Annotated in this window: 21 protein-coding genes, 1 tRNA gene and 2 other annotated features (1 of these 24 only partly in view); all 22 genes read right to left on the bottom strand. The window is 68.6% G+C overall.

The genetic code is table 11. From position 1 onward, the window contains the following. Window positions 1-20: 20 nt before the first annotated feature. Window positions 21-473, bottom strand: coding sequence for a DUF350 domain-containing protein (locus tag L8M95_RS00500; protein WP_067715773.1), 453 nt, complete (start codon window positions 471-473; stop codon window positions 21-23). A gap of 43 nt (window positions 474-516) precedes the next feature. Next, window positions 517-936, bottom strand: a complete 420-nt coding sequence (locus tag L8M95_RS00495) for a DUF4247 domain-containing protein (protein ID WP_260487408.1) — start codon at window positions 934-936, stop codon at window positions 517-519. Continuing rightward, window positions 933-1,538 carry a DUF2617 family protein gene (locus tag L8M95_RS00490; protein ID WP_260487407.1) on the bottom strand — a complete coding sequence of 202 codons (606 nt, stop codon included), beginning with the start codon at window positions 1,536-1,538 and terminating at the stop codon, window positions 933-935. Before L8M95_RS00490 ends, L8M95_RS00495 begins: the two co-directional genes overlap by 4 nt. Continuing rightward, window positions 1,535-2,161 carry a DUF4178 domain-containing protein gene (locus L8M95_RS00485; RefSeq protein WP_260487406.1) on the bottom strand — a complete coding sequence of 209 codons (627 nt, stop codon included), beginning with the start codon at window positions 2,159-2,161 and terminating at the stop codon, window positions 1,535-1,537. Before L8M95_RS00485 ends, L8M95_RS00490 begins: the two co-directional genes overlap by 4 nt. 174 nt (window positions 2,162-2,335) lie before the next feature. Continuing rightward, a tRNA-Pro gene (locus L8M95_RS00480) sits at window positions 2,336-2,409 on the bottom strand. Window positions 2,410-2,480: 71 nt separating this feature from the next. Next, a complete protein-coding gene (gene der, locus L8M95_RS00475; protein WP_260487405.1) occupies window positions 2,481-3,947 on the bottom strand; it encodes a ribosome biogenesis GTPase Der in 1,467 nt (488 codons plus the stop codon). Continuing rightward, complete coding sequence (gene cmk / locus L8M95_RS00470; RefSeq protein ID WP_260487404.1) at window positions 3,944-4,663, bottom strand: (d)CMP kinase; 720 nt, start codon at window positions 4,661-4,663, stop codon at window positions 3,944-3,946. Before cmk ends, der begins: the two co-directional genes overlap by 4 nt. Next, a complete protein-coding gene (locus L8M95_RS00465; RefSeq protein WP_260487403.1) occupies window positions 4,660-5,418 on the bottom strand; it encodes a pseudouridine synthase in 759 nt (252 codons plus the stop codon). The genes cmk and L8M95_RS00465 overlap by 4 nt, the downstream gene beginning before the upstream one ends. Window positions 5,419-5,425: 7 nt before the next feature. Beyond that, window positions 5,426-6,139, bottom strand: a complete 714-nt coding sequence (gene scpB / locus L8M95_RS00460; RefSeq protein ID WP_396119180.1) for an SMC-Scp complex subunit ScpB — start codon at window positions 6,137-6,139, stop codon at window positions 5,426-5,428. After that, window positions 6,130-6,975 (bottom strand): ScpA family protein, encoded by an 846-nt coding sequence (locus L8M95_RS00455; RefSeq protein ID WP_260487402.1) that lies wholly within the window; start codon window positions 6,973-6,975, stop codon window positions 6,130-6,132. The genes scpB and L8M95_RS00455 overlap by 10 nt, the downstream gene beginning before the upstream one ends. A gap of 7 nt (window positions 6,976-6,982) precedes the next feature. After that, window positions 6,983-7,858: a ParA family protein gene (locus L8M95_RS00450; protein ID WP_260489108.1), complete on the bottom strand. Its 876-nt coding sequence runs from the start codon at window positions 7,856-7,858 to the stop codon at window positions 6,983-6,985. 103 nt (window positions 7,859-7,961) lie between these two features. After that, window positions 7,962-8,912, bottom strand: coding sequence for a tyrosine recombinase (locus L8M95_RS00445; RefSeq protein WP_260487401.1), 951 nt, complete (start codon window positions 8,910-8,912; stop codon window positions 7,962-7,964). A gap of 16 nt (window positions 8,913-8,928) precedes the next feature. Continuing rightward, complete coding sequence (locus L8M95_RS00440; protein ID WP_260487400.1) at window positions 8,929-9,498, bottom strand: NUDIX hydrolase; 570 nt, start codon at window positions 9,496-9,498, stop codon at window positions 8,929-8,931. Window positions 9,499-9,504: 6 nt separating this feature from the next. Next, window positions 9,505-11,334, bottom strand: coding sequence for a CTP synthase (locus L8M95_RS00435; RefSeq protein WP_260487399.1), 1,830 nt, complete (start codon window positions 11,332-11,334; stop codon window positions 9,505-9,507). Between the two features lie 58 nt (window positions 11,335-11,392). Next, window positions 11,393-12,325, bottom strand: coding sequence for a copper transporter (locus tag L8M95_RS00430; RefSeq protein ID WP_260487398.1), 933 nt, complete (start codon window positions 12,323-12,325; stop codon window positions 11,393-11,395). Further along, window positions 12,322-13,494 carry a putative cytokinetic ring protein SteA gene (gene steA / locus L8M95_RS00425; protein WP_260487397.1) on the bottom strand — a complete coding sequence of 391 codons (1,173 nt, stop codon included), beginning with the start codon at window positions 13,492-13,494 and terminating at the stop codon, window positions 12,322-12,324. Before steA ends, L8M95_RS00430 begins: the two co-directional genes overlap by 4 nt. Before the next feature lie 58 nt (window positions 13,495-13,552). Then, window positions 13,553-15,310, bottom strand: coding sequence for a DNA repair protein RecN (gene recN, locus L8M95_RS00420; RefSeq protein WP_260487396.1), 1,758 nt, complete (start codon window positions 15,308-15,310; stop codon window positions 13,553-13,555). 9 nt (window positions 15,311-15,319) lie between these two features. Next, the gene (locus L8M95_RS00415) at window positions 15,320-16,249 is read right to left on the bottom strand and encodes an NAD kinase (protein ID WP_260487395.1); all 930 of its coding nucleotides are present in this window, start codon (window positions 16,247-16,249) and stop codon (window positions 15,320-15,322) included. Continuing rightward, a complete protein-coding gene (locus L8M95_RS00410; protein ID WP_260487394.1) occupies window positions 16,246-17,067 on the bottom strand; it encodes a TlyA family RNA methyltransferase in 822 nt (273 codons plus the stop codon). Before L8M95_RS00410 ends, L8M95_RS00415 begins: the two co-directional genes overlap by 4 nt. Further along, window positions 17,067-17,279 (bottom strand): hypothetical protein, encoded by a 213-nt coding sequence (locus L8M95_RS00405; protein WP_260487393.1) that lies wholly within the window; start codon window positions 17,277-17,279, stop codon window positions 17,067-17,069. The genes L8M95_RS00410 and L8M95_RS00405 overlap by 1 nt, the downstream gene beginning before the upstream one ends. A gap of 10 nt (window positions 17,280-17,289) precedes the next feature. Continuing rightward, on the bottom strand, window positions 17,290-18,288 hold the full coding sequence (locus tag L8M95_RS00400; RefSeq protein ID WP_260487392.1) for an HAD-IIA family hydrolase: 999 nt from the start codon (window positions 18,286-18,288) through the stop codon (window positions 17,290-17,292). A 5-nt stretch (window positions 18,289-18,293) separates the two neighbouring features. Then, on the bottom strand, window positions 18,294-18,836 hold the full coding sequence (locus L8M95_RS17485) for a hypothetical protein (RefSeq protein WP_312027431.1): 543 nt from the start codon (window positions 18,834-18,836) through the stop codon (window positions 18,294-18,296). A gap of 634 nt (window positions 18,837-19,470) precedes the next feature. Then, window positions 19,471-22,566, bottom strand: a sequence feature (most likely nonfunctional fraction of RNA operon). Window positions 22,567-22,907: 341 nt separating this feature from the next. Further along, window positions 22,908-23,452 (bottom strand) — a sequence feature (most likely nonfunctional fraction of RNA operon) (it continues 1,084 nt past the right edge of the window).

Here is a 23,452-nt window from a genome sequence, read left to right as displayed (position 1 = left end):
GAACCGCCGTGCCGACCTCGTCAGGCAATGGCGGCCGCGTTCACGGCGGAGACGGCGAGGAGTGTGGCCGCCACGGCGAGTGCGGCGGTGCTGAACCGCGGCGCGCCGACGAGGTCACGGAACCTGCCGGGGACCAGCAGTTCGAGGATCACCAGCGTGACGGCCTGGAAGATCACGCCGAGCAGGCCGTAGACGGCGACGTCGATCAGGCCCAACACGAGGGAGTCCGAGGCGTTGGTCATCACGGTGACGACGATGATCGCGAGGGAGAACGCCGAGGACACGAACAGCGCCGCGGCGTTGGGACGGTGGTCGACGAACACGTGGTGGCGCAGGCTGCCCGGCGTCAGCAGGTCGAGCATGACGAAACCCAGCGCGAGGACCAGGGCGCCGACGCCGAAGTACGCCAGCGACACCCCGATCCCGTCCAGGAGTTCGGGTACGTGGTCGGCGGTTCCGGCGGCGATTGTCACCGTGTCTCCTCGGGGTTCGGGTGGTCTGTGGGCGTCTCGTGGGTCACTTCACGCCGACCCCGCCGGAGCTGCCCCCGGCGGACCGCGCCGGGCTGCCCGGGCCGAAGGCCCCGCCGAGGAAGATGAAGCCTCCGGAACGGAGCGTGCGCGAGTTCTCGTCGAGCTGGACGCGACAGGCGAGATCGCCGGAGCGGCCGACGACGATCATGTCGTCCCCGTACCTCAGGTACCGGGTGTCCTCGTTCAGCTGGTCGGCGTCCGGCCGCTCGTGGTTGCTGATGTCCCTCGCCGTGGAGTCCCGGTCGCCCCGGCACTCGTAGGTCTGGGACGCGCCTGCCACCGGGGTGTAGTTCTCGCGGACGTAGCGCACGGCGTTCGTGCCGGACCCCACCAGGACGAGGCCCAGCAGGACCGCGCACAGTCCGGCGACGAGCGCGATGATCAACCCGCGGTAGGGCTTCACGAGGCCACCCCCTCTGCAACGTCCACCCCGGCGCCGGCCAGCCCGGCGACGTGCACCCCGGCGACGTGCAACCGGGACGTGGTGGCGACGACGTCGCCACCGCTCTCCCCGGAGTCGTCTCCAGCCGGGTAGAGATGCCAGGTGTCCCACGACCAGCCCGTGTCGTCCGGCGTCGGAGCCACCACCGTGAGCGCCCCCTCAGAGCCCGGGAACCGTCCCGCGAGCACGGTCGGATCGGCTGCCGCGAGCGCGGTCAGTCGCTCCACGACCGCCCCGAAGTCGGCGGCGGCGAGGGTCTCGGTGGTCCCGCGCAGATGGTGGACACCCCACGAACCGGGAAAGGACTCCTCGGCCGGCAGAGGCGCCCCGCCGTCGGCCGTGGCGCGGCAGGACACCTCCTCGGTCATCGCGTCGCGTCCGTCGATAATCAGCGTCACCGCGTGTGATGCCCCGAGGATGGACAGGCGTAGAGCGATGTCGAGTGCGGGGTGCTCGAGAACGGTGGAGACGAGGGCGTTCCGCTCGGGCGTCACGCCGACCCGGTAACCCAGTGCCGCGGACGCCACATCACTCGGTTCCGTGGCGAGGTCGTGGACGGTCACCGTCTGTAGTCCGGGTCGCCGGCGACGGGGGGCGCCGGGTAGACGGTCAGCTCACCCCGGGACATCGGGCGTCCGGAGGAGACCTCCCAGCCGGCCCCGTCCCAGTCCTCGAAGGACAGCAGCGAGCTGCCGTCCCCGGTACGCATGTCCTGGTACCGCATCCGGCCGCGCTCGGGCAGACCGGTGGTTCCCTCGCACGAGTACTCCGCCTCACCCGACTCCTCGAGCCGATGGACCCGATCGTCGACGATCACCTCGGATCCGGGGCTGACGCCGAGTCCCTTGCGGGTGTTCCACCAGGTGAGCTCGAGGGTTCCCTCGTCCTCCTCGACGCCCAACCACTGCGCTCCGTCGCCGCCCTCCAGGAGATGCTCCCACCAGACATACGGGCCCTGGCGAAGGGTGATCGAGCCGCGGACCACATAGTCGATGCCGCCGTAGGAGACGATCGCACCGGGGCCGAGCTCTCGCGGGCCGAAGCCGTGGACCGGCCGGTCGGCGGCGAGCGGGTCGAGGCGGGGTCCGGCCGCCTCGGGCTTCGTGCCGCCCCGTGCCTTGACGATGATCCCGACGACCGCGATCACCGCGACCAACAGCCCCGCTATGACGAGTAGCTCTCCCACCGCGCGCTCACTCCTGGATCGAAGACTGACGGTCGACCCGGGTCGCCGTTTCGTGACCAGGCCAGGCTAACGCACCCCGGATTCTGCGGACGTGACCCGCCGCTTGAACCGAAGTGAACCGCGGAAATGGACTCAGGGCCGGTCCCCCTCTCGGGAAACCGGCCCTGATCTGTGTCGGGCTGACAGGATTTGAACCTGCGACCCCTTGACCCCCAGTCAAGTGCGCTACCAAGCTGCGCCACAGCCCGTCCGCCACCGCGGCTCGCGCGGCGACTGGATCAGACTAGCGCACCGGTTCCGTCTGACTCCAATCGGCAGGTCACTGGCGTTGGCGGCGCTCCTTGACCCGGACGTTCACCCTGACCGGGGAGCCGTCGAAGCCGAAGGTCTCGCGGAGACGACGCTCGAGGAACCGGCGGTAACCGGCCTCGAGGAACCCCGTGGAGAAGAACACGAACGTCGGCGGCCGGGTGGTGGCCTGGGTGCAGAACCTGATCCGCGGCAGGCGCCCGCCTCGCATGGGCGGCGGAGTCGCGGCGACGACCTCGCTCATCCACGTGTTGAGGGGCCCGGTGGGGATCCGCTTGTCCCACGAGTCGAGTGCGGTCTCCATCGCGGGCACGAGCTTGGCCAGGGCGCGCCCGGTCCTGGCCGAGATGTTGACCCGGTGGGCCCAGCTCAGCACGCGGGACAGTTCGCGGTCGATCTCCTTGTCGAGGTCGTACCGTCGGTCCTCGTCGACCAGGTCCCACTTGTTGAACGCGATCACCAGCGCACGGCCGGCGTCGGCGACCATCGAGATCACCCGGAGGTCCTGCTCCGTGATGGGCTCGGAGGCGTCGAGCAGGAGGACGACCACCTCGGCCGCCTCGATCGCTCCGCGGGTGCGAAGTGAGGCGTAGTACTCGTGACCGTAGGCCTGGTTGACCTTGCGGCGCAGGCCGGCGGTGTCGACGAACCGCCAGGTGCGTCCGCCGAGCTCCACGAGTGAGTCGACGGGGTCGACGGTGGTGCCGGCGACGTTGTCGACCACCGAGCGCTCCTCGCCGGTGAGCTTGTTGAGCAGACTCGACTTACCGACGTTGGGCTTGCCGACCAGCGCGACACGGCGCGGCACGTTGGTGGCCTCACGCATCCTCGCCTTGGACGGCAGTTGCCTGAGGATCTCGTCGAGCAGGTCCGCCGTGCCCCGCCCGTGGGCGGCGGAGATGGCGTGGGGCTCGTCGAGGCCGAGTGACCAGAACTCGGCCGCCTCGAGTTCGGCCTTCTCGCTGTCGACCTTGTTGACGGCGAGGATGACCGGCGTCGAGGACCGCCGCAGGCTCTTGGCGACCGTCGCATCGGCGGCGGTGATACCCACCGTGCCGTCGCACACCAGCACGATGAGGTCGGCGGTGCCCATGGCGATCTCGGCCTGCTGGGCGATGGAGCGGTGCATGCCCTTGGCGTCCTGCTCCCAGCCACCGGTGTCCTGCACCATGAAGGTGCGGCCGTTCCACAACGCCTCGTAGGAGACCCGGTCACGGGTGACGCCGGGGACGTCCTCGACCACGGCCTCGCGGCGACCGATGATGCGGTTCACCAGGGTGGACTTCCCGACGTTGGGGCGCCCGACGATCGCGACGGTGGGCAGGATCTCCACGCCCTCGGTGACCGCCCCGATCTCGTCGGCGAACTCCGCGGCGACCGCCTCCCAGTCGGTGTCGTCGTTCCAGCCGTCCTCGATGGTCTCCTCACCGGGACCGGCGGGCAGGTCGAAGTCGGGGGTCTCCTCGTTGGTGGTCACAGTGCGTTCCCTTCTGCGGTGGCGCCGTGCGACGCGTGGATTCCCTCGGCGAGCGCGACCAGGCGGTCGAGCACCTCGTCGAGGGTGAGGTCTGAGGTGTCGATGACGACGGCGTCGTCGGCGGGCCGCAGCGGGCTCGCGGCGCGAGTGGAGTCCTTGCGGTCGCGTTCGATGACGGCGGCCAGCACCTCGTCGTAGTCGGCCTCGCGGCCGGCGGCGAGGTCCTGGTCGGTGCGGCGCCGGGCGCGTACCTCCGGGCTGGCGGTGAGATAGACCTTCACCTCGGCGTCCGGCAGCACCACGGTGCCGATGTCGCGACCCTCGAGGACGACGGTGCCCCCGCTGGAGGCCAGCCGCCGCTGCAGGAGGACCAGGTTCTCGCGGACCTCGGGTACGGCGGAGACCGCCGAGACCTCGGCCGTGACGCGGGCGGTGCGGATCTCGTCGCTGACGTCCTCACCGGCCAGCAGGACGCGCTCGGTGCCGGCGTCGGTGCCGATCTCCAGCGGGAGGTCGGCGGTCGCGGCGATCACCGCGGTGGCGTCCTCCGGGTCGATCCCGGCGCGCAGAACCTGCAGGGTTGCCACCCGGTACATCGCGCCGGTGTCGAGATAGGCGCCGCCGATCCGTCGGGCCAACGTGCGGGCCAGGGTGGACTTCCCGGTGCCGGCCGGGCCGTCGATCGCGATGCGTCGACGCGCGGTCGGGGCGCTCACAGGCCGACCGCCTCGTACAGATCGGAGACCTCTTTGCGGCCCAGCTTGCGGAAGGTACCGGCACGCTGGTCGCCGAGCGCGACGGCCCCGAAGCGGGTCCGGACGAGCGCCTCGACCGGGTGCCCCACCTCGGCGAGCAGTCGCCGCACGATGTGCTTGCGCCCCTCGTGGAGCACGACCTTGACCAGCGAGCGCCCGTCGTGGACGTCGAGGATCGAGAACTGGTCGACCTTGGCTGGTCCGTCCTCCAGGGTCACCCCGGCGCGCAGCTGCTTGTTGACGCCCTTGCCCACGACGCCGGTGACGGTCGCCATGTAGGTCTTGGACACCTCGTAGGACGGGTGCATGAGACGGTGCGCCAGCTCGCCGTCGTTGGTCACCAGGAGCAAACCCTCGGTCTCGGCGTCGAGACGCCCGACGTGGAACAGTCGCTGCCCGGCGTCCACGCGGTCCGCGACGAGGTCGCCGACGCACGGCCGGCCCTTCTCGTCGGACATGGTGGTGTGGTAACCCCGGGGCTTGTTCAGCGCGAGGTAGACCAGGGTGTCGTCCAGGACGATGCGGGTGCCGTCCACGCGGATGACGGCGGTCGCGGGGTCGACCTTGATGCCCATCTCGCGCACCTTCTTGCCGTCGACCTCGACCCGTCCGCGGGCGATGAGCTCCTCGGAGGCGCGGCGGGAGGCGACCCCGGCCTGGGCCAGGATCTTCTGTAGGCGGACCGGTGCGCCGTCTCGGCCAGCGGATTCAGTCATGAAAACGTCACATCTCTTCGTCGTCTCGGGGTGTGGGGTCGGGCGCCGCGGTTCGACGCCGCCCCAGTGGGATCCGCGGATCGTCCGCGGGGTCGTCGCTCATCTCGTCGACCAGGTCGACATCCGGTAGCAGCGGGGCGATGTCCGGCAGCTCGTCGAGCGACGTGAGTCCCAATCTTTCCAGAAATAACTCCGTGGTCCTATACAGGATGCCCCCGGTGTCCGCATCTGTGCCGCATTCCACGGCCAGACCGCGTGCCACGAGCGTCCTCATCACTCCGTCGACGTTGACCCCGCGAACCGCCGCGATGCGCGACCGGGTGACCGGCTGCCGGTAGGCGATCACCGCCAGCGTCTCCAGTGCGGCCCGGGTCAGGGTGGACCTCGTGCCGTCCGTGAGGAGTCGCTCGACGTACGGCGCGAGCTCACGACGGGTGTAGAGACGCCACCCGTCCCCGGTGCGCCGCAGGTCCATCCCGCTCCCCGCTGCGGTGAGCTCGTCCCGCCACGCCCGCAACTCCGCGTCGACCTCGGCGACCGTCGCCCCGGCGGCCGCTGCCAGCAGGCCCTCCGGTGTCGGCTGGTCCACCACCAGCACCAGGGCCTCGAGTCTGGCCCGCAGAGGCGGCCCGTCCGACTCCGGCCCACCGCGCTCGTCGTCGTCCCCCATCGGTCCCTCCGGCTCGGGGTCCCGGGGCTCCGTCACGTCGCTCACGTCCATTCGTCCCGTCCCTTCGTCACCTCGTCGGCGTCTCCGCCCGTCCAGCTCACCAACAGGTCCCCCAGCGCCTCGTCCTGGGCGAGCGCGACCGCGCGCGCCCGGTACAACTCCAACAGGGCGAGGAACCTGGCGACGACGACGAGGGAGTCGTCGCACCCCGCGACCAGTTCACGGAAGTCCACCCACCGACCCTCGCCGTGGAACCTCAACAGCTCGAGGACCCGGTCGGCCTGCTCGGGGACCGAGACGACCGGGGCGTGGATGTGCCCCACCCCCACCTCGTCCACCGGCCGGGGCCGGAACGCGACCGCTGCGATGGTGGCGAACTGGTCGGGGTCCACTCCGAGCTCCACCTCCGGGAGCAGGCCCAGGAACTCGTCGTCCGGTCCGGCGGTCCTCGGGTACGCGTGCCGGGCGGAGCGTTCTAGCTCGGCGAACAGCTCGGCGACCTGACGGAACGCCCGGAACTGCAGCAGGCGCGCGAAGAGCATGTCCCGGGCCTGCAGCAGGGCCAGGTCCTCGGGGTCCTGGACCTCTCCGGAGGGCACGAGCCGGGCCGTCTTCAGGTCCAGCAGCGTCGCGGCGACGACGAGGAACTCGGTGACCTCCTCCAGTCCGGCCTCGGCCCCCAGCCGGCGGGTGTGGGCGATGAACTCGTCGGTGACGGCGTGGAGCGCGACCTCGGTGACGTCGAGGCGTTTGGAGTCGATGAGACCCAACAGCAGGTCGAATGGGCCGGTGAAGTTGGTGAGGTGGACGGTGAACGCCCGCGGATCCGCGACCTCCGTCGCCGCCCCGGCCGGGTCCTCCCCCGACGGGGGCCCGACGCCGGTCACCGCCCGGTCACCTGCCGCGCTGGATGACCTCGCGCGCGAGGGCACGGTAGGCCTGCGCGCCCGCGGACTTCGGGGCCCACGTGGTGATCGGCTCGCCGGCGACAGTGGTCTCCGGGAACCGGACGGTGCGGGTGACGAGGGTGTCGAACACCTTGTCGCCGAACACCTCGACGACCCTGCTGAGCACGTCCCGTGCGTGGACCGTCCGCCGGTCGAACATCGTGATGAGGATGCCCGTGAGGTGCAGGCGCGGGTTGATGCGGTCGCGGACCTTGTCGATCGTATCGGTCAGCAGAGCCAGCCCGCGGAGCGAGAAATACTCGCACTCCATGGGGATGAGCACGCCGTCCGAGCACGCGAGCGCGTTGACGGTGAGCAGGCCCAGCGACGGCTGGCAGTCGATGAGGACGAAATCGTAGCGGTCCAACACCGGATACAACGCGCGGCCCAGCGCCTGTTCACGCCCGACCTCGTTGACGAGCTGGATCTCCGCGGCGGACAGGTCGATGTTGGCGGGGATGAGGTCCACGCCCTCCACCCGGGTCCGGACGAGGACCTCCTCCGTCGACACGGAGTTGTCCACGAGGAGGTTGTAGACGGTGAGATCCAGCTGGTGGTGCGGGATTCCCAGGCCCGCCGACAGCGCGCCCTGGGGGTCGAGATCCACCACGAGCACCCTGCGTCCGTACTCGGCGAGCGCCGCGGCGAGGTTGATCGTGCTGGTGGTCTTGCCGACCCCACCCTTCTGGTTGCACATCGACAGCACGGCGGCGGGGCCGTGCGAGGTCAGCGGCTGCGGTTCGGGAATCGCCGAGAAGCCCTCACCCGCCGCCGGGTCGTCGGCGCCCAGCAGCTCGGCGCGGGAGAACAGCGCGGGATCCATCGCCCCAGTGTCCAGCGCCACCCGCGTCTCCTCTCATCGCCGTCTCACCCGTGCCGTCTCGAGCGTGCCGAATCGAGCGCGCCGGGCCGTACCCACGGTCACGTTACCGTGCCCGGGGGTGACACTCGGCCCAGACCTCGCGGAGAGTGTCGACGGTGACGAGGGTGTACACCTGCGTGGTGGTGACCGAGGCGTGCCCCAGCAGCTCCTGGACCACCCGGATGTCCGCCCCGCCGTCCAGGAGATGGGTCGCGAATGAGTGGCGGAACGAGTGCGGTGAGACGTCCTGCTGCACCCCGGCGCGCCGCGCGGCGACCGCCACCACGTTCCACAGGGTCTGCCGGGTGATGCGCCCTCCGCGGGCGTTGAGGAACAGGGCGGGGCTCCCGCCGGTCGCGAGCGCCGGCCGGGCGCGCACCAGATACGCCCCCACGGCCTCGCATGCCGGCCTGCCGACCGGGACGACCCGCTCCTTGCCGCCCTTGCCCCGGAGGATCACCGCCCCACCGTCCGGGTCGTCGAGCCCGTCGAGGTCGTCGACGTCCAGTCCCACCAGTTCGGCCGCCCGGGCCCCGGAGGCGTAGAGCAGCTCGAGCATCGCCCTGTCGCGCAGGCGGGCGGGGTCGGTGTCCACCCCCGTGTCGCCGGCGGCCTCGATGAGGGCGATCATCCGGTCGACCGGGAGCGCCTTGGGCAGTCGCCGCGGCGGTCGCGGTGGGGTGACGGCGGCGGCCGCGTCGAGGGCCGTCACCCCGTCACGGGTGGCGAACCGGTGGAGACCGCGGACCGCCGCCATGGTCCGCGCGATCGAGCTGGGGGCCAGGGCCTTCCTGCCCTCGTCCGGGTCGGCGGTGGCCAACCGGGTGCGGAACTCCTCCACGTGCGCCTCGGTCACGGACGTCAGGTCGTCGACACCCGCGGCCGCGAGGTGGCGGTGGTACTTGTCCAGGTCCCGACGGTAGGCGGCGAGGGTGTGCGGGGAGGCCCCCTTCTCGACGGCGAGGTGGTCCAGATACCCGCGGATCTGCACGGTGGCGCCGCCCTCCGAGGTCACCGGGGGTCCGATCCCGTCAGGACCGGTCGATCACCGTGCGGGCCGCGAGGATGCCGGCCACGGCGATACCGTTGACGATCCGGCCGTCCAGCACAGCGTCGACGGCGTCGGCGAAGGGCATCCGCGCGACCTCCATGTCCGCCTCCTCGTGCTCCGCCTCCGGGCGCTCGACCTCCCGGAGTCCGGTGGCCAGGTACACGTGGACGCGCTCCGTGCAGAACCCCGGGGACGGGACCATCTCGATCACCGGGCGCCAGTGCTCGGCCTCGAGGCCGGTCTCCTCGACGAGCTCACGACGCGCGGTGCCCAGGGGCTCCTCGCCCTCGACATCACACAGCCCCGCGGGCAGCTCCCAGAGCCGCTCCCCCACGGCATGACGGTACTGCCGGACGAGGGTGATGTGGTCGTCGTCGTCCAGGGCGATCACGGCCACGGCGTCGTCATGACCGCAGATCTCGCGGTCGGCGGTGCCCCCGCCCGGCATGGTCAGGGTGTCCACACGCAACCGCACGACGCGGCCGTCGAAGATCTCGCGGCTCGCGACGGTGCGGTAATCGTGCGACCCGGGGGCACCGCGGGTGGCCACCGCCGGTCAGTTCCCGTCCGTGCGGGCGTCGGAGGCCGTCCCGGGATCGACCTCGTCGACACGGACGGTGGACGTCTTGGCGTCCGGTGCGTCCACCGTCTCGGCGCCGGTGTCCGCGCCCTGACCGGAACGCCACGGCTCGACGGGCAGCCGCATCTCGTTCTCGTAGTCCAGCGCGGCCTTGATGAACGCCACGAACAACGGGTGGGGCCGGGTCGGACGCGACTTGTACTCGGGATGCGCCTGGGTGGCCACGAAGAACGGGTGCTGCTCGCGCGGGTACTCGACGAACTCGACCAGGTGGCCGTCCGGAGAGGTACCGGAGAACTGCAGGCCGGACTCGGCAATCTTGTCGCGGTAGGCGTTGTTGACCTCGTAGCGGTGGCGATGACGTTCGGTGATCTCGGTGGACCCGTACGCCTCCGCCACGACCGAGCCCTTGGTGAGCGTTGCCGGGTAGGAGCCCAGGCGCATGGTCCCGCCGAGGTCCGCGTTGCCGGCGACCGCGTCCACCTGATCGGCCATGGTCGAGATGACCGGATGCTCGGCATCGGGGTCGAACTCGGTGGAGGAGGCGCCCTCGAGGCCGACCGAGCGGGCCGCCTCGATCACCGAGCACTGGAGACCGAGGCACAGTCCGAGCAGCGGGATGCGGTTCTTGCGGGACCACGAGATGGCGCCGAGCTTGCCCTCGATCCCCCGGATACCGAACCCGCCGGGGATGAGCATGCCGTCCACACCACGGAGCGCCTCACGCGCGCCGGCCTCGGTGGTGCAGGCGTCGGACTCCACCCACCGGATGTTGACGCGGGCGTGGTGCGCGAAGCCGCCGGCGCGCAGCGCCTCGGTGACCGAGAGGTACGCGTCGGGCAGGTCGATGTACTTGCCCACGAGGGCGATCTCGACCTCCTCGCGCGGCTCGTGGACGCGCTGGAGCAGGTCGCCCCACACGGTCCAGTCGACGTCCCGGAACGGCAGGTTGAGCCGCCGGATGACGTGCGTGTCGAGGTGCTCGTTGAACAGCACCTTGGGGATGTCGTAGATGCTCGGGGCATCCGGGGTGGACACGACGCCCTCGAGGTCCACGTCGCACATCAGCGCGATCTTGGCCTTGAGCCCGTCGGTGACGTCCCGGTCCGAGCGCAGGATCAACCCGTCGGGAACGATGCCGATCGAGCGCAGCGCGGCCACCGAGTGCTGCGTGGGCTTGGTCTTGAGCTCCCCCGACGGCGCGAGGTACGGGACCAGCGACACGTGCAGGAAGAAGATGTTCTCGCGGCCCACCTCGTGACGGACCTGCCGGCACGCCTCGAGGAAGGGCTGGGACTCGATGTCACCGACGGTCCCACCGACCTCGGTGATGACCACGTCGGGGCGGCGCCCCTGGTCATCGGGGTCGCCCATCGCGATGATGCGGTCCTTGATGGCGTCGGTGATGTGCGGGATCACCTGCACGGTGTCGCCGAGGTACTCGCCGCGGCGCTCCTTGGCGATCACCGCCGAGTACACCTGCCCGGTGGTCACGTTGGCCTTGGCGTCCAGGTCGCGGTCGAGGAACCGCTCGTAGTGGCCGAGATCCAGATCGGCCTCGGCGCCGTCCTCCGTGACGAACACCTCGCCGTGCTGGAAGGGGTTCATCGTGCCGGGGTCCACGTTGATGTACGGGTCCAGCTTCTGCATGGTCACGCGAAGACCGCGGGCGGTCAGCAATTGACCGAGGCTCGAGGCCGTGAGCCCCTTGCCCAGCGACGACGCCACGCCGCCGGTGACGAAGATGTGCTTGGTCTCGGACCGCGATGCGGTTCGGTTCAGTGCCAAGGGGACTCCCGTGTCCATACGCCGGAATGGATGAATGCTGGTGCGGCTCCGGTGCACCCCACGGGGCTTCAGGCTATCACCGCTCCGCCGCCGGGGGGAGCGACGGCGCCGCGGCGGTCGCGTCCGCTCCGACCCCGTAGTGACCCTGCCCCCGGGCGAGCTGCTCCGCCAGCGCCAACACGATCGCGAGACGCCCGGCGTCCGTCCCGGCGCCGTCGACGGTCGAGACGTCCTCCTCGCCCGACGAGCGCAGGACGCCCACTGCGTCGCGCCCGTCGGAGTCGCCGGGTCCGACCGAGACCACCGCGCCGGCGCCCTCGGTGTCGAGCGTGCGCGCGAGCGCAGCGACGCGGACCGCGGTCGACTCCTGCTCCTGCGGCCCGGTCACGATCAGTGCGAGTTGTCCCGGGCGGAGGGTCCCCGGCTCGAAGCGGATGACCTCCGCGTCGGCGAGGGTCGTGAGCACGGTGTCCCGCTCGCCGTCTTCGAGATGCGGCTTCGCGTCCTCCGCCCGCAGCAGCGCGGCCCGGCCGAGAGCCGTGCCCAACTGGGTACCCAGGTCCGCGTCGGCGGCCGGCGCCGTTCCGATGGGGAGGTTCGCGACGAGTGCCTGGAGTTCGGCGTCGGATTCCGGGTCGACCGCCTTGTCCGTCAGGGTGACGCGCCCGGCGTCGATCCCACCGGCGGCACCGATGACCGCACGCGCCGCGGTGACGTCCTCGTCGGAGGCCCCGGGCGCCACGATCGTGAGGACCGGCCGGCCGTCGAGCAGTCCGTCCACGACGGCCGGGGTCAGATCTCCCGCGAGCGAATCGAGCCTGTCGGCCGCGAGCCGCCGGGTGGCCAAGTCATCCTGCGCCGCCTCGAGCCGCGTCGCCGTCGTCTCCTCGCGCTCGACCACCGCGTCCCGGATCGACGTCGCGACGGACGTCGATCCCAGGACGACCCCCACACCGAGGGCGAGGAAGACGGCGACCAGCGTGATGACGTGGCGACGCAGCGAGATCAACGGAAGAGCCCCTGGACCCAGAGCGCGAAGGAGTTCCAGGTCTCGACGGCCCAGATGAGCAGATCCTGGGCGGCATCCCGCGCCACCACGACCGCGGCGACCGCGATGAGGGCCGCGAGCACGACCAGAGCGAGTCCGATCCCCGCGCCACGCGACCGGTACAGGGTGGCGCAGGCGTCGGCGTGGACCAGGCGGGAGGAGACCGTCGTGTCGACCATCGTCGACGACGGGGCGGACGAGTCGCGGAAGACGTTCTCCAGTCCCCTGTCGTCGCCGGTCACCACGATCATCTCGGCGCCCCCGTGGAAGGCCAGCAGCAACGCCATGTCCCGCGCCGTTGCCGCTGCGGGGAAGGTGGTGGCGCCGAGGCCGAGCTCCGTGATCTTCTGCAGCCCCTCCGCGCGACCGTCACGGTCGGCGGGCACCACGAGGACGGCCCCGTCGGTGAGGACCTCGTCGGACAGGTCGGTGGGGGTCGCGACGACGACGTCGGCCGTCAACCGGGCGGTGCGCAGGAACTCCGCGCCCCCGTCCACGCCCACCAGGATCGGGCGGTACTCCCGGATGAACGGCTTGAGCTCGGCCAGCTGTTCGCGCGAGGCCTCGTCACCGGTCACCACCACGACGTGACGGTCGGTGAAGTCCACATCGATCGACGGCAGGCCCTCGCCGTCCAGCAGCAGGGGGTGCTCGAGGCTGAGGAACTCGGTGGCGTTGGCCAGGTGCGCCAGCGCCGACTCGACGTACCCGCTCTCGGCGGTGTCCACCTCGGCGAGCAACGTCGCCGGGTCGACCTCGCGGCCTCCGGTGATCTCCTCCTCGTTCCTGACCGAGTAGACGACGCCGTCTGCGATCCGCACCCGGGTGCCGTCGGCGACCTCGGAGAGGTCGGCGTCCTCGATGACGGGGACCGTCGACGCGGCGAGGATCCTGAACGCCGCCCGGGGGAGCATCCCCTCCCCCTGCCGGGGCACGTGGACCACGGCCGCCACCCCTGCCTCGACCAGGGCGCGGGCGGTGTCGGCGGGCGCACGGTTGAGATCGAGCACGGCGACGTCCTTGCCGCCGAGCCTCCTGGGAACCGGCGAACCCGCCTTGACCTGGCGGACGGTGCCCACGACACCGGCGAGTTCGTTGGAGCGACGGCTGAGCAGACCCGACATCTTCATGCGCCGAGTATCACGCGTGTTATTCACGAGGCCGGGGAGGTCTATACGGCGTGTCGGGTTAACGGTCGACTAGAGCTTGAGACTTCTCCCGTTGTGCCTTCTCCAGCAACTCCCGCGCGTGCGCCAGGCCCGTGTCGGTGTCCTCCATGCCGGCGAGCATGCGGGCGAGCTCGGTCACCCGGTCGGCGTCCGCAACGGCCGCGACCCCGGAGACGACCCCGGACACCGCCCCGTCTGCCTCGCCCGTCGCGGGGGCCTTGTGCACGACGAGGTGGGTGTCCGCGTAGGCCGCGACCTGCGCGAGGTGGGTCACCGCGATGACCTGATGCGTCCTGGCGAGCCCAGCCAGCCGTTTGCCGATGCTCAGCGCCGCCCGGCCGCCCACGCCGGCGTCGACCTCGTCGAACACCAGGGTCCCGCCCCCTGACCGTTCGGCCAGCACCACCTCGAGCGCGAGCATCACCCTCGACAGCTCACCTCCGGACGCCCCTTTGCCGAGTGGGACCACACCGGACGGGCCGTCGAGCGCCAACTCGACGTCGTCGAGACCCGACTCCGTGGCGCCGTCGAGTCCCTCGCCTGATGGCGTGACCCGGACGACGAGACGGGCCCCACCCATCGACAGTTCGGCCAGCTCCGCCGACACCCTCGCCGCGAGATCGTCCCCGGCGGCCCGTCGGATCGCCGTGAGCGCGGCTCCCCGCTCGGCGAGTTCCGCCGCGAGACGCCCCACGGTGGACCGCAGTTCGGCGACGGCGGAGTCCGAGGTGTCGACTTCTCCGAGGCGGGTGCGTGCCCTGTCCGCCCACGCGAGGACGTCGTCGACATCGGTGCCGTACTTGCGGGTCAGGGCCCTGAGATCGTGGCGCCGCTCGAGCGCCGAGTCGAGATCCGCGGCGTCGATCGGGAGTTCGGCCAGGTACAGACCGAGTTCGGTCGACGCATCCCCCAGCGCTGCGACTGCCTGCTCGATACTGGTGGCGATCGGTTCGAGCGCGGGGTCACCGGCGGCGGACAGACGCTGACGCAGCTGGTCGAGGACGCCCACCATCGGTTCACTGGTCTCGCCGTCCCCGGCGAGCGCCTCGTGGGCCTGCCCGGCGACCTCCCGCAGTTCCTCGGAGTCGGTCAGTCGACGGATACGGGCGTCGAGTTCCGCCTCCTCCCCCGGCTCGGGTTCCAGGGCATCGATCTCCTCGAGGCCCATTCGCAGCAGGTCTGCTTCCCGGGCCAGCTCGCGCGCCCGACCGGTGCGTTCCGCGAGGGAACGTTCGGCCTCCCGCCACCGCCCGTAGGTGTCCCGATAGGCCTCGAGCGCCGCCCGGGCCTCGTCCCCGCCGTGGGAGTCGACGGCGTCCCGCTGCCTGTCGGGACGTAGCAGTCGCAACTGGTCGTTCTGCCCGTGTACGGCCAGTATCGGTGCGCAGAAGCGGGCCAGGGTCCCGGCTGGGACCGACCTCCCCCCGAGCCGGGCACGCGAGCGGCCATCCGCACCCACCCGGCGTGCGGCGATGACGCTGCCGTCCTCATCGAGTTCCACGTCGGCGTCCTCGAGCAGCTCGTCCAGATCGCGTCGCTCGGCGGTGTCCATCGTGGCCGTCGCGGCGAGGTCGAACCGCCCCTCGACGAGCGCCTTCTCCGCCCCCCGTCGGACTCGTCCGGGGTCCGCGCGGCCTCCGGCCAACAGCCTCAGCCCCGTGACCACCATCGTCTTACCCGCGCCGGTCTCCCCTGTGAGGACCGAGAGCCCGGGCGAGAAGTCGGCGACGGCCTCGTCGATGACGCCGAGTCCGCTGATCCGAAGTTCCGTGAGCACGCACCCACCCTAGGTGAGTGGCCGGACACCGGACCGCCCGCGCCACCCGGTGACGGGCAGCTCGAACTTGGTGACCAGCCTGTCGGTGAACGGGGAGTCGTCCAACCGGACCCATTTGACCGGGCGACTTCCCCTCACCACCTCGACCCGACTCCCCGCCGGGGCGTCGACGAGACGACGCCCGTCCACCACCACCACGGCGGGGCCGGAGTGCACCCCGGTCTCGACCGCGACCCGGGAGGTGGGGGCCACGACCATCGGGCGGGCGAACAGTGCGTGCGCGTTGTTGGGCACCACGAGGATCGCGTCGAGCTCGGGCCAGACGATCGGCCCACCCGCGGAGAACGCGTACGCGGTCGAGCCCGTCGGCGTGGAGACCAGCATGCCGTCGCAGCCGTAGTCGCTGACCGGACGGCCGTCGATCTCCACGGACGCCTCGAGGACCCCCTGCCTCGAGACCTTCTCGATGCTGACCTCGTTGAGGGCCCAGTCCCGGGCCAGGACGGTGTCCCCGTTGATCACGGTGGCCTCCACCGTCATCCGTTCCACCACCCGGTAGTCACGTGCCGCGATCTGCTCCACCACACCGCTGAGCGAGGAGATCTCGGACTCGGCGAGGAAGCCGATGTGTCCGAGGTTGACCCCGAGGACCGGCACATCAGCGGATTTCGCGTACTGACAGGCGCGGAGGAACGTGCCGTCACCACCCAACACCAGGACCAGCTCGCACCCCTCGGCCGCCCGGGGGGTGTCGGGGACGGTCTCCACACCGGTCCCGGTGGCGACGTGTTCGCTGATGCCCTCCACCATCCGGACGGCGATCCCCCGAGCCGCGCACGCGTCCACCACCTGGGCGACGGTCGCGACGATGTCAGGTCTCGCGATGTTGGGTGCGAGCAGGATCCTGCGTGCGTGCTCAGGTACAGACGTGTCGTTCACTGCGGGCCCACCTCCACTGCCGTCCGGATCGCGTGATGCGCCTCGTCGGTCATCTCCACCGAACCCTCCGTCGCGACCTTGCGCAGGTGGAGGAAGTACTCGACGTTGCCGGACGGGCCGGGAAGCGGACTCGCGACACATCCCAGGGGCTCCAGTCCGAGGCGCGCGGCCGCCCGCGCGACCTCGGTCACCGCCTCGATCCGTAGGGCCGGGTCGCGCACCACGCCGCCCTGGCCGACTCGATCCCTGCCCACCTCGAACTGGGGCTTGACCATCGGCAGCAGCTCGCCTCCCGTGCGGACACACGCGGCGAGCGCGGGCAGGACGAGCGCGAGTGAGATGAACGACAGGTCGGAGACCACCAGGTCCACCGGCCCCCCGATGTCGTCCGGGGTCAGCGACCGGACGTTGGTCTTGTCGTGGACCCCTACGCGGGCATCGCTCCGGAGGCGCCACACCAGCTGGCCGTACCCCACATCCACCGCCTCGACGCGGCGGGCACCGCGGGAGAGCAGGACGTCGGTGAACCCGCCTGTCGACGCGCCGGCGTCGAGGCACCGAGCACCGTTGACCGTCACGTCCCCGAACGCCTCGAGGGCCCCGACCAGCTTGTGGGCACCCCGGGACGCCCAGTCGGGTTCGTCGGACGCGGAGAGCGCTATGGACGTGGTCGGCTCCACCTGGGTCGCCGGCTTGGTGGCGGCGACGCCGTTGACGATCACTCGACCGGCTCCGATGAGGTCGCGTGCCCGCTCACGACTGTCACAGATCTTGCGGCGCACCAGTTCGGCGTCCAACCGCATCCGCTTCGCGGCCATCAGCGCCGGCCGTCCAGCGCCGTCAGCGCCTGCGCGAGCAGCTCGTGGGCCGCGTCGAGAGCGGCCACCTGGTCGTCGCGAACCGACACGCCGTCCACGCCCGCGTCCGGTCCACCGATCGACTCGGTCAGCAGATCATCGAATGCCGAGCGGAGTTCGTCGGTGTCGGGCCCCGTGGGCCCGGGGCGCGGCTGTGGTCCGGGGGTCGTCACGGCCTACACGCTAGCCGACGCGGAGTCCCACATCCGCCAGCCGCGACCGCAGGCCCTCATCGCTGACCGAGACCGTCTCCGCCCCGTGGCGCCAGGCGAGTCTGATGACCGCACGCGCGAGTTCGAGACCACCCAGTCCGTCCGCGAGGGTCTCCAGATGGAGGGCGCCGTCCACGATCGCGCACTCGAGCTCCACCGCGGACTCGATGCGACTGGCGTCGGCGGGCGCCGAGAGTGCCGAGAGGTCGACCGCCAGGTGGGATGCCCGACTCGACGGTGGTGCAGCCAGGAGGTGGTCGACGCCGTGGACGCCGGTGAGAACCATCAGTGCCGGCATACCGGCGGCGACGGCTCCCTCGATGTCCGTGTCGAGTCGATCCCCGATCACCAGGGGCCTGGTCGACCCCACCAGCTCCGCGGCAGCGCGGAGCACACCTGCCGCGGGCTTCCCGGCGACGAGGGGTTCGCGATCGGTCGCCGCGCGCAGGGCGGCGACGAGCGACCCGTTGCCGGGGAGCAGCCCACGCTCCGTCGGCAGCGTGGTGTCGACGTTCGATGCGACCCAGGGCACGCCCGTACGGATGGCCAGACAGCCTTCGGCCAGCTCCGACCACGTCAATTCGCGGGACAACCCCTGCAGGACGGCCTCGGGAGCGTCATCGGCGGAGAGCACCACCTCGAAACCGGCCTGCCGCGCGAGGTCACGGAAACTGTCGTGCCCCACCACCAGGACTCTCGCACCCGGCTCAACGTGATCGGACAGCATCACCACCGCGGCCTGCGCGCTGGTCATGACGTCCGCCGGGCCGGCGGCAAAGCCTAGTGAGCGCAGGTGCGCCGCCGTGTCCCCCGGAGAACGGCTGGCATTGTTCGTCACGTAGACGACCGGCAATCCGGAGTCCTCCAGCGCCTCAGCGGCGCCCGGGATCGGTTCACTGCCCCGGATGAGAGTGCCGTCGAGGTCGACCAGTAGAGCGTCGTGGTGCGCGGCGAGCGAAAGTGAGCTCACGTGGTCTACGCCTCGAGCTCCGCCAGACGTGCGTGGGCGTCCGTCGTCTGGTCGGGATCCGCGGCGACGGCGTAGCCGAACCAGTCAGCGGCCTCGCTCTTCCGATCGCACACGAGGAGCACCTCCGCGTAGGCATAGTCCAGCCGTGCTGCGGACTCACCGCGGGCGTCCTTGTCGAGACCGGCGTCCTGGAGTGTCACCAGGGCTGCGTCGAGCTGTCCCATGTCCACGCGAGCACCTGCCTCGACGATGCGGAGCTCCACGAGGTCCTCCCCGTCGAGCATGCCGGATTCCTCGCCACGGGCGAGTTCGATGGCGCGTTGCGGCCTCTCGAGTCCGCGTTCGCAGTCGGCCATCATCGCTAGCAGGCCGGGACCACCGGAGATACGGCGGGCCGCGCGAAGCTCGCTCAGCGCTTCCGACCATTCACCGGCGCGATAGGCGAGAACGCCGAGGGTCTCGCGGACCACTCCGATGCGTCCGGCCCTGTTCTTGGCCGCACGGCCATGGGCGAGTGCCAACTGCGGATCCTCGTCGACAAGGTACATCGCAGCGACCATGTGCTTGGCGACGGATTCCGCGTTCGACTTGTCGAGACTGCGGAGGTCCCGACGGATCTCGGGGTCGAGATCGGCGGCCTCGATGTCATCGGGGAGCTGGGGTTCATCGGCCCGGGCCGCCTGGCGCGCCTCCTGGCCCGGGCGGCCTTCCGACCTACGGTCGTCCCCCGGCCGGCCGCCACGACGGGCGCCGCCCTGAGCGCCTGCACCCCGCCGGTCGCCTCCTGCGCGTCCCCCGGCCGGAGCCCGGCGAGGCCCGCCCCCTGTGCCGGTACCACCACCACGCCGGCCATCGCGATCGCCGGCACCACGGGGACCGGGGCTCTGTCGATCGTCGTTCTTGTCCCGATCCGGGCGTGCCGGGTCCGAGCCGTCATAGCGCCTTCCGCGGCGCTCGCCGAAGGAACTGTTGTCTCTCCGCTGCTCCTGGGGCGCCCGGTCTCCCCGGCGGGGTACGTCGCGGTCGCCGCGGCGGGGCGAGCGGTCTGCGTTATCTGACCGGGGTTCGTTCACGTCGATCACCTTACGTGCGCCGGGCAAGCCGGCGCGGGAGTGGATAGAAGGGGCACAAATGCGACCAGCGGGAGGAACATGAAGTCCCTCCCGCTGGTCATGAAGTTGTGTTCGGCGGTGACCTACTCTCCCACACCCTCACGAGTGCAGTACCATCGGCGCTGGCAGGCTTAGCTTCCGGGTTCGGAATGGGACCGGGCGTTTCCCACGCGAAGGTGGTGAGAAACCTCATCTTGGAACAGGCTTCCCGCTTAGATGCTTTCAGCGGTTATCCCTTCCGAACGTAGCTAACCAGCGATGCTCCTGGTGGAACAACTGGCACACCAGAGGTTCGTCCGTCCCGGTCCTCTCGTACTAGGGACAGCCTTCCTCAAGTTTCTTACGCGCGCGGCGGATAGAGACCGAACTGTCTCACGACGTTCTAAACCCAGCTCGCGTGCCGCTTTAATGGGCGAACAGCCCAACCCTTGGGACCTACTCCAGCCCCAGGATGCGACGAGCCGACATCGAGGTGCCAAACCATCCCGTCGATATGGACTCTTGGGGAAGATCAGCCTGTTATCCCCGGGGTACCTTTTATCCGTTGAGCGACACCGCTTCCACTTGCCGGTGCCGGATCACTAGTCCCGACTTTCGTCCCTGCTCGACGTGTCAGTCTCACAGTCAAGCTCCCTTGTGCACTTGCACTCAACACCTGATTGCCATCCAGGCTGAGGGAACCTTTGGGCGCCTCCGTTACTCTTTAGGAGGCAACCGCCCCAGTTAAACTACCCACCAGGCACTGTCCCTAACCCAGATCATGGGCCGAGGTTAGACGTCCAATACGATCAGAGTGGTATTTCAACAACGACTCCACACACACTGGCGTGCATGCTTCACAGTCTCCCACCTATCCTACACAAACCGAATCGAACGCCAATACCAAGCTATAGTAAAGGTCCCGGGGTCTTTTCGTCCTGCCGCGCGTAACGAGCATCTTTACTCGTAGTGCAATTTCGCCGAGTCTGTGGTCGAGACAGCAGAGAAGTCGTTACGCCATTCGTGCAGGTCGGAACTTACCCGACAAGGAATTTCGCTACCTTAGGATGGTTATAGTTACCACCGCCGTTTACTGGGGCTTAAATTCTCAGCTTCGCCTTGCGGCTAACCGGTCCTCTTAACCTTCCAGCACCGGGCAGGCGTCAGTCCGTATACATCGACTTACGTCTTCGCACGGACCTGTGTTTTTAGTAAACAGTCGCTTCTCTCTGGTCTCTGCGACCACCCCCAGCTCAGATCGCAAGGATCGTCACCGGGCGTGGTCCCCCTTCTCCCGAAGTTACGGGGGCATTTTGCCGAGTTCCTTAACCACAGTTCTCTCGATCGCCTTGGTATTCTCTACCTGATCACCTGTGTCGGTTTGGGGTACGGGCCGTGTATGAACTCACTAGAGGCTTTTCTCGGCAGCATAGGATCACTGAATTCCCCACAACGGGTATGCATCAAGTCTCAGCCTTGATGTGACACGGATTTGCCTATGTCACGGCCTACACTCTTACACCAGTACAACCACTGACTGGCCCAGCTACCTTCCTGCGTCACCCCATCGCTTGGCTACTACCAGATCAGGTCCCGCGCATCCAGTCCACGTCATCCCGAAGGATGCTCTAGAACATTCAGGGCGGTTAGTATCACTGATTCACCATGGGCGCGCATACACGGGTACGGGAATATCAACCCGTTGTCCATCGACTACGCCTGTCGGCCTCGCCTTAGGTCCCGACTCACCCTGGGCAGATTAGCTTGACCCAGGAACCCTTGATCATTCGGCGGACGAGTTTCTCACTCGTCATTCGCTACTCATGCCTGCATTCTCACTCGTGTGGCCTCCACGCCTGGATCACTCCGGCGCTTCTATGGCCACACGACGCTCCCCTACCCATCCATACACCTGCCCGGAGGAGGTTATTGTATGAATGCCGCGGCTTCGGCGGTGTACTTGAGCCCCGCTAAATTGTCGGCGCAGGACCACTTGACCAGTGAGCTATTACGCACTCTTTCAAGGGTGGCTGCTTCTAAGCCAACCTCCTGGCTGTCTCAGCGATCCCACATCCTTTTCCACTTAGTACACGCTTAGGGGCCTTAGCCGGCGATCTGGGCTGTTTCCCTCTCGACTATGAAGCTTATCCCCCACAGTCTCACTGCCGCACTCTCACACCTCGGCATTCGGAGTTTGGCTGACGTCAGTAACCTTGTAGGGCCCATCGGCCATCCAGTAGCTCTACCTCCGAGGTGAAACATGCGACGCTGCACCTAAATGCATTTCGGGGAGAACCAGCTATCACGGAGTTTGATTGGCCTTTCACCCCTACCCACAACTCATCCCCTCAGTTTTCAACCTAAGTGGGTTCGCGCCTCCACGACGTCTTACCGTCGCTTCACACTGGCCATGGGTAGATCACTCCGCTTCGGGTCTAGAGCATGCCACTAAGATCGCCCTATTCGGACTCGCTTTCGCTACGGCTTCCCCACACGGGTTAACCTCGCGACATACCACTAACTCGCAGGCTCATTCTTCAAAAGGCACGCCATCAGCCCTAAAGCCTCTGACGGATTGTAAGCACACGGTTTCAGGTACTATTTCACTCCCCTCCCGGGGTACTTTTCACCATTCCCTCACGGTACTAATCCGCTATCGGTCACCAAGAAGTATTTAGGCTTACCGGGTGGTCCCGGCAGATTCACAGCAGATTTCACGGGCCCGCTGCTACTTGGGAACACAAATCGCCCCGCCGCAAGGTTTTCAGGTACGGGACTCTCACCCTCTCCGGCCGACCCTTCCAAGTCGTTCCCCTAACCCGCGATCAATCAGCGCCCGGTCCGGCAGAACCGGGACATCATGCCCCACAACACCACACACGCAACCCCTGCCGGGTATCACACGCATGCGGTTTAGCCTGATCCGCGTTCGCTCGCCGCTACTGACGGAATCACTGTTGTTTTCTCTTCCTGCGGGTACTGAGATGTTTCACTTCCCCGCGTTCCCTCCACACACCCTATGTATTCAGATGCGGGTAACACGCCATCACGCGTGCTGGGTTTCCCCATTCGGACACCCTCGGATCACAGCTCGTTTGGCAGCTCCCCGAGGCTTATCGCAGCCTACTACGTCCTTCATCGGCTCTTGGTGCCAAGGCATCCACCGTGTGCTCTTACACACTTACATTCACAAACAATTAAAGATGCTCGCGTCCACTGTGCAGTTCTCAAACAACACACACCAACCCCACCCACACCCGCGCCCACAAGGCCGCATCAGATGTCTCGGGAATCAGTGCCATCAGAAACAACCAAACCCGAAGGTTCGATGGTGTTGTTTCAGACACCCAACAGTGTGTTTCGTCCGGACCACGCTCCCCCCGAACCGCCGGCCCTGAGCCGACGCCCAAAGATCAAGGCGAGTCCTACGCGATAGTGTTCCACCCAATGAGCCACAGAGCGCGCCACATTCGGACGCGAACCCTGCGCAAACTCTGACCACACAAAAGCGTGGTGAGTGCTCCTTAGAAAGGAGGTGATCCAGCCGCACCTTCCGGTACGGCTACCTTGTTACGACTTCGTCCCAATCGCCGATCCCACCTTCGACGGCTCCCTCCCGTAAGGGTTAGGCCACCGGCTTCGGGTGTTACCGACTTTCATGACGTGACGGGCGGTGTGTACAAGGCCCGGGAACGTATTCACCGCAGCGTTGCTGATCTGCGATTACTAGCGACTCCGACTTCATGGGGTCGAGTTGCAGACCCCAATCCGAACTGAGACCAGCTTTAAGGGATTCGCTCCACCTCGCGGTATCGCAGCCCTCTGTACTAGCCATTGTAGCATGTGTGAAGCCCTAGACATAAGGGGCATGATGATTTGACGTCATCCCCACCTTCCTCCGAGTTGACCCCGGCAGTCTCTCACGAGTCCCCACCATTACGTGCTGGCAACATGAGACAGGGGTTGCGCTCGTTGCGGGACTTAACCCAACATCTCACGACACGAGCTGACGACAACCATGCACCACCTGTATACAAGCCACAAGGGAAACGACATCTCTGCCGTCGTCCTGT

The organism is Dietzia sp. B32, from assembly GCF_024732245.1.
In the GTDB taxonomy this organism is placed as follows: Bacteria; Actinomycetota; Actinomycetes; order Mycobacteriales; family Mycobacteriaceae; genus Dietzia.
This window is presented reverse-complemented; position numbering and strand designations above follow the sequence as displayed.

Coding starts and splice junctions, on each gene's coding strand:
- L8M95_RS00435 (WP_260487399.1), bottom strand. CDS start 11,334: ATGGACACGGGAGTCCCCTTGGCACTGAACCGAACCGCATCGCGGTCC.
- scpB (WP_396119180.1), bottom strand. CDS start 6,139: ATGGACGTGAGCGACGTGACGGAGCCCCGGGACCCCGAGCCGGAGGGA.
- L8M95_RS00450 (WP_260489108.1), bottom strand. CDS start 7,858: ATGGATCCCGCGCTGTTCTCCCGCGCCGAGCTGCTGGGCGCCGACGAC.
- steA (WP_260487397.1), bottom strand. CDS start 13,494: ATGAAGATGTCGGGTCTGCTCAGCCGTCGCTCCAACGAACTCGCCGGT.
- L8M95_RS00410 (WP_260487394.1), bottom strand. CDS start 17,067: ATGGCCGCGAAGCGGATGCGGTTGGACGCCGAACTGGTGCGCCGCAAG.
- L8M95_RS00465 (WP_260487403.1), bottom strand. CDS start 5,418: ATGACTGAATCCGCTGGCCGAGACGGCGCACCGGTCCGCCTACAGAAG.
- L8M95_RS17485 (WP_312027431.1), bottom strand. CDS start 18,836: ATGTACCTTGTCGACGAGGATCCGCAGTTGGCACTCGCCCATGGCCGT.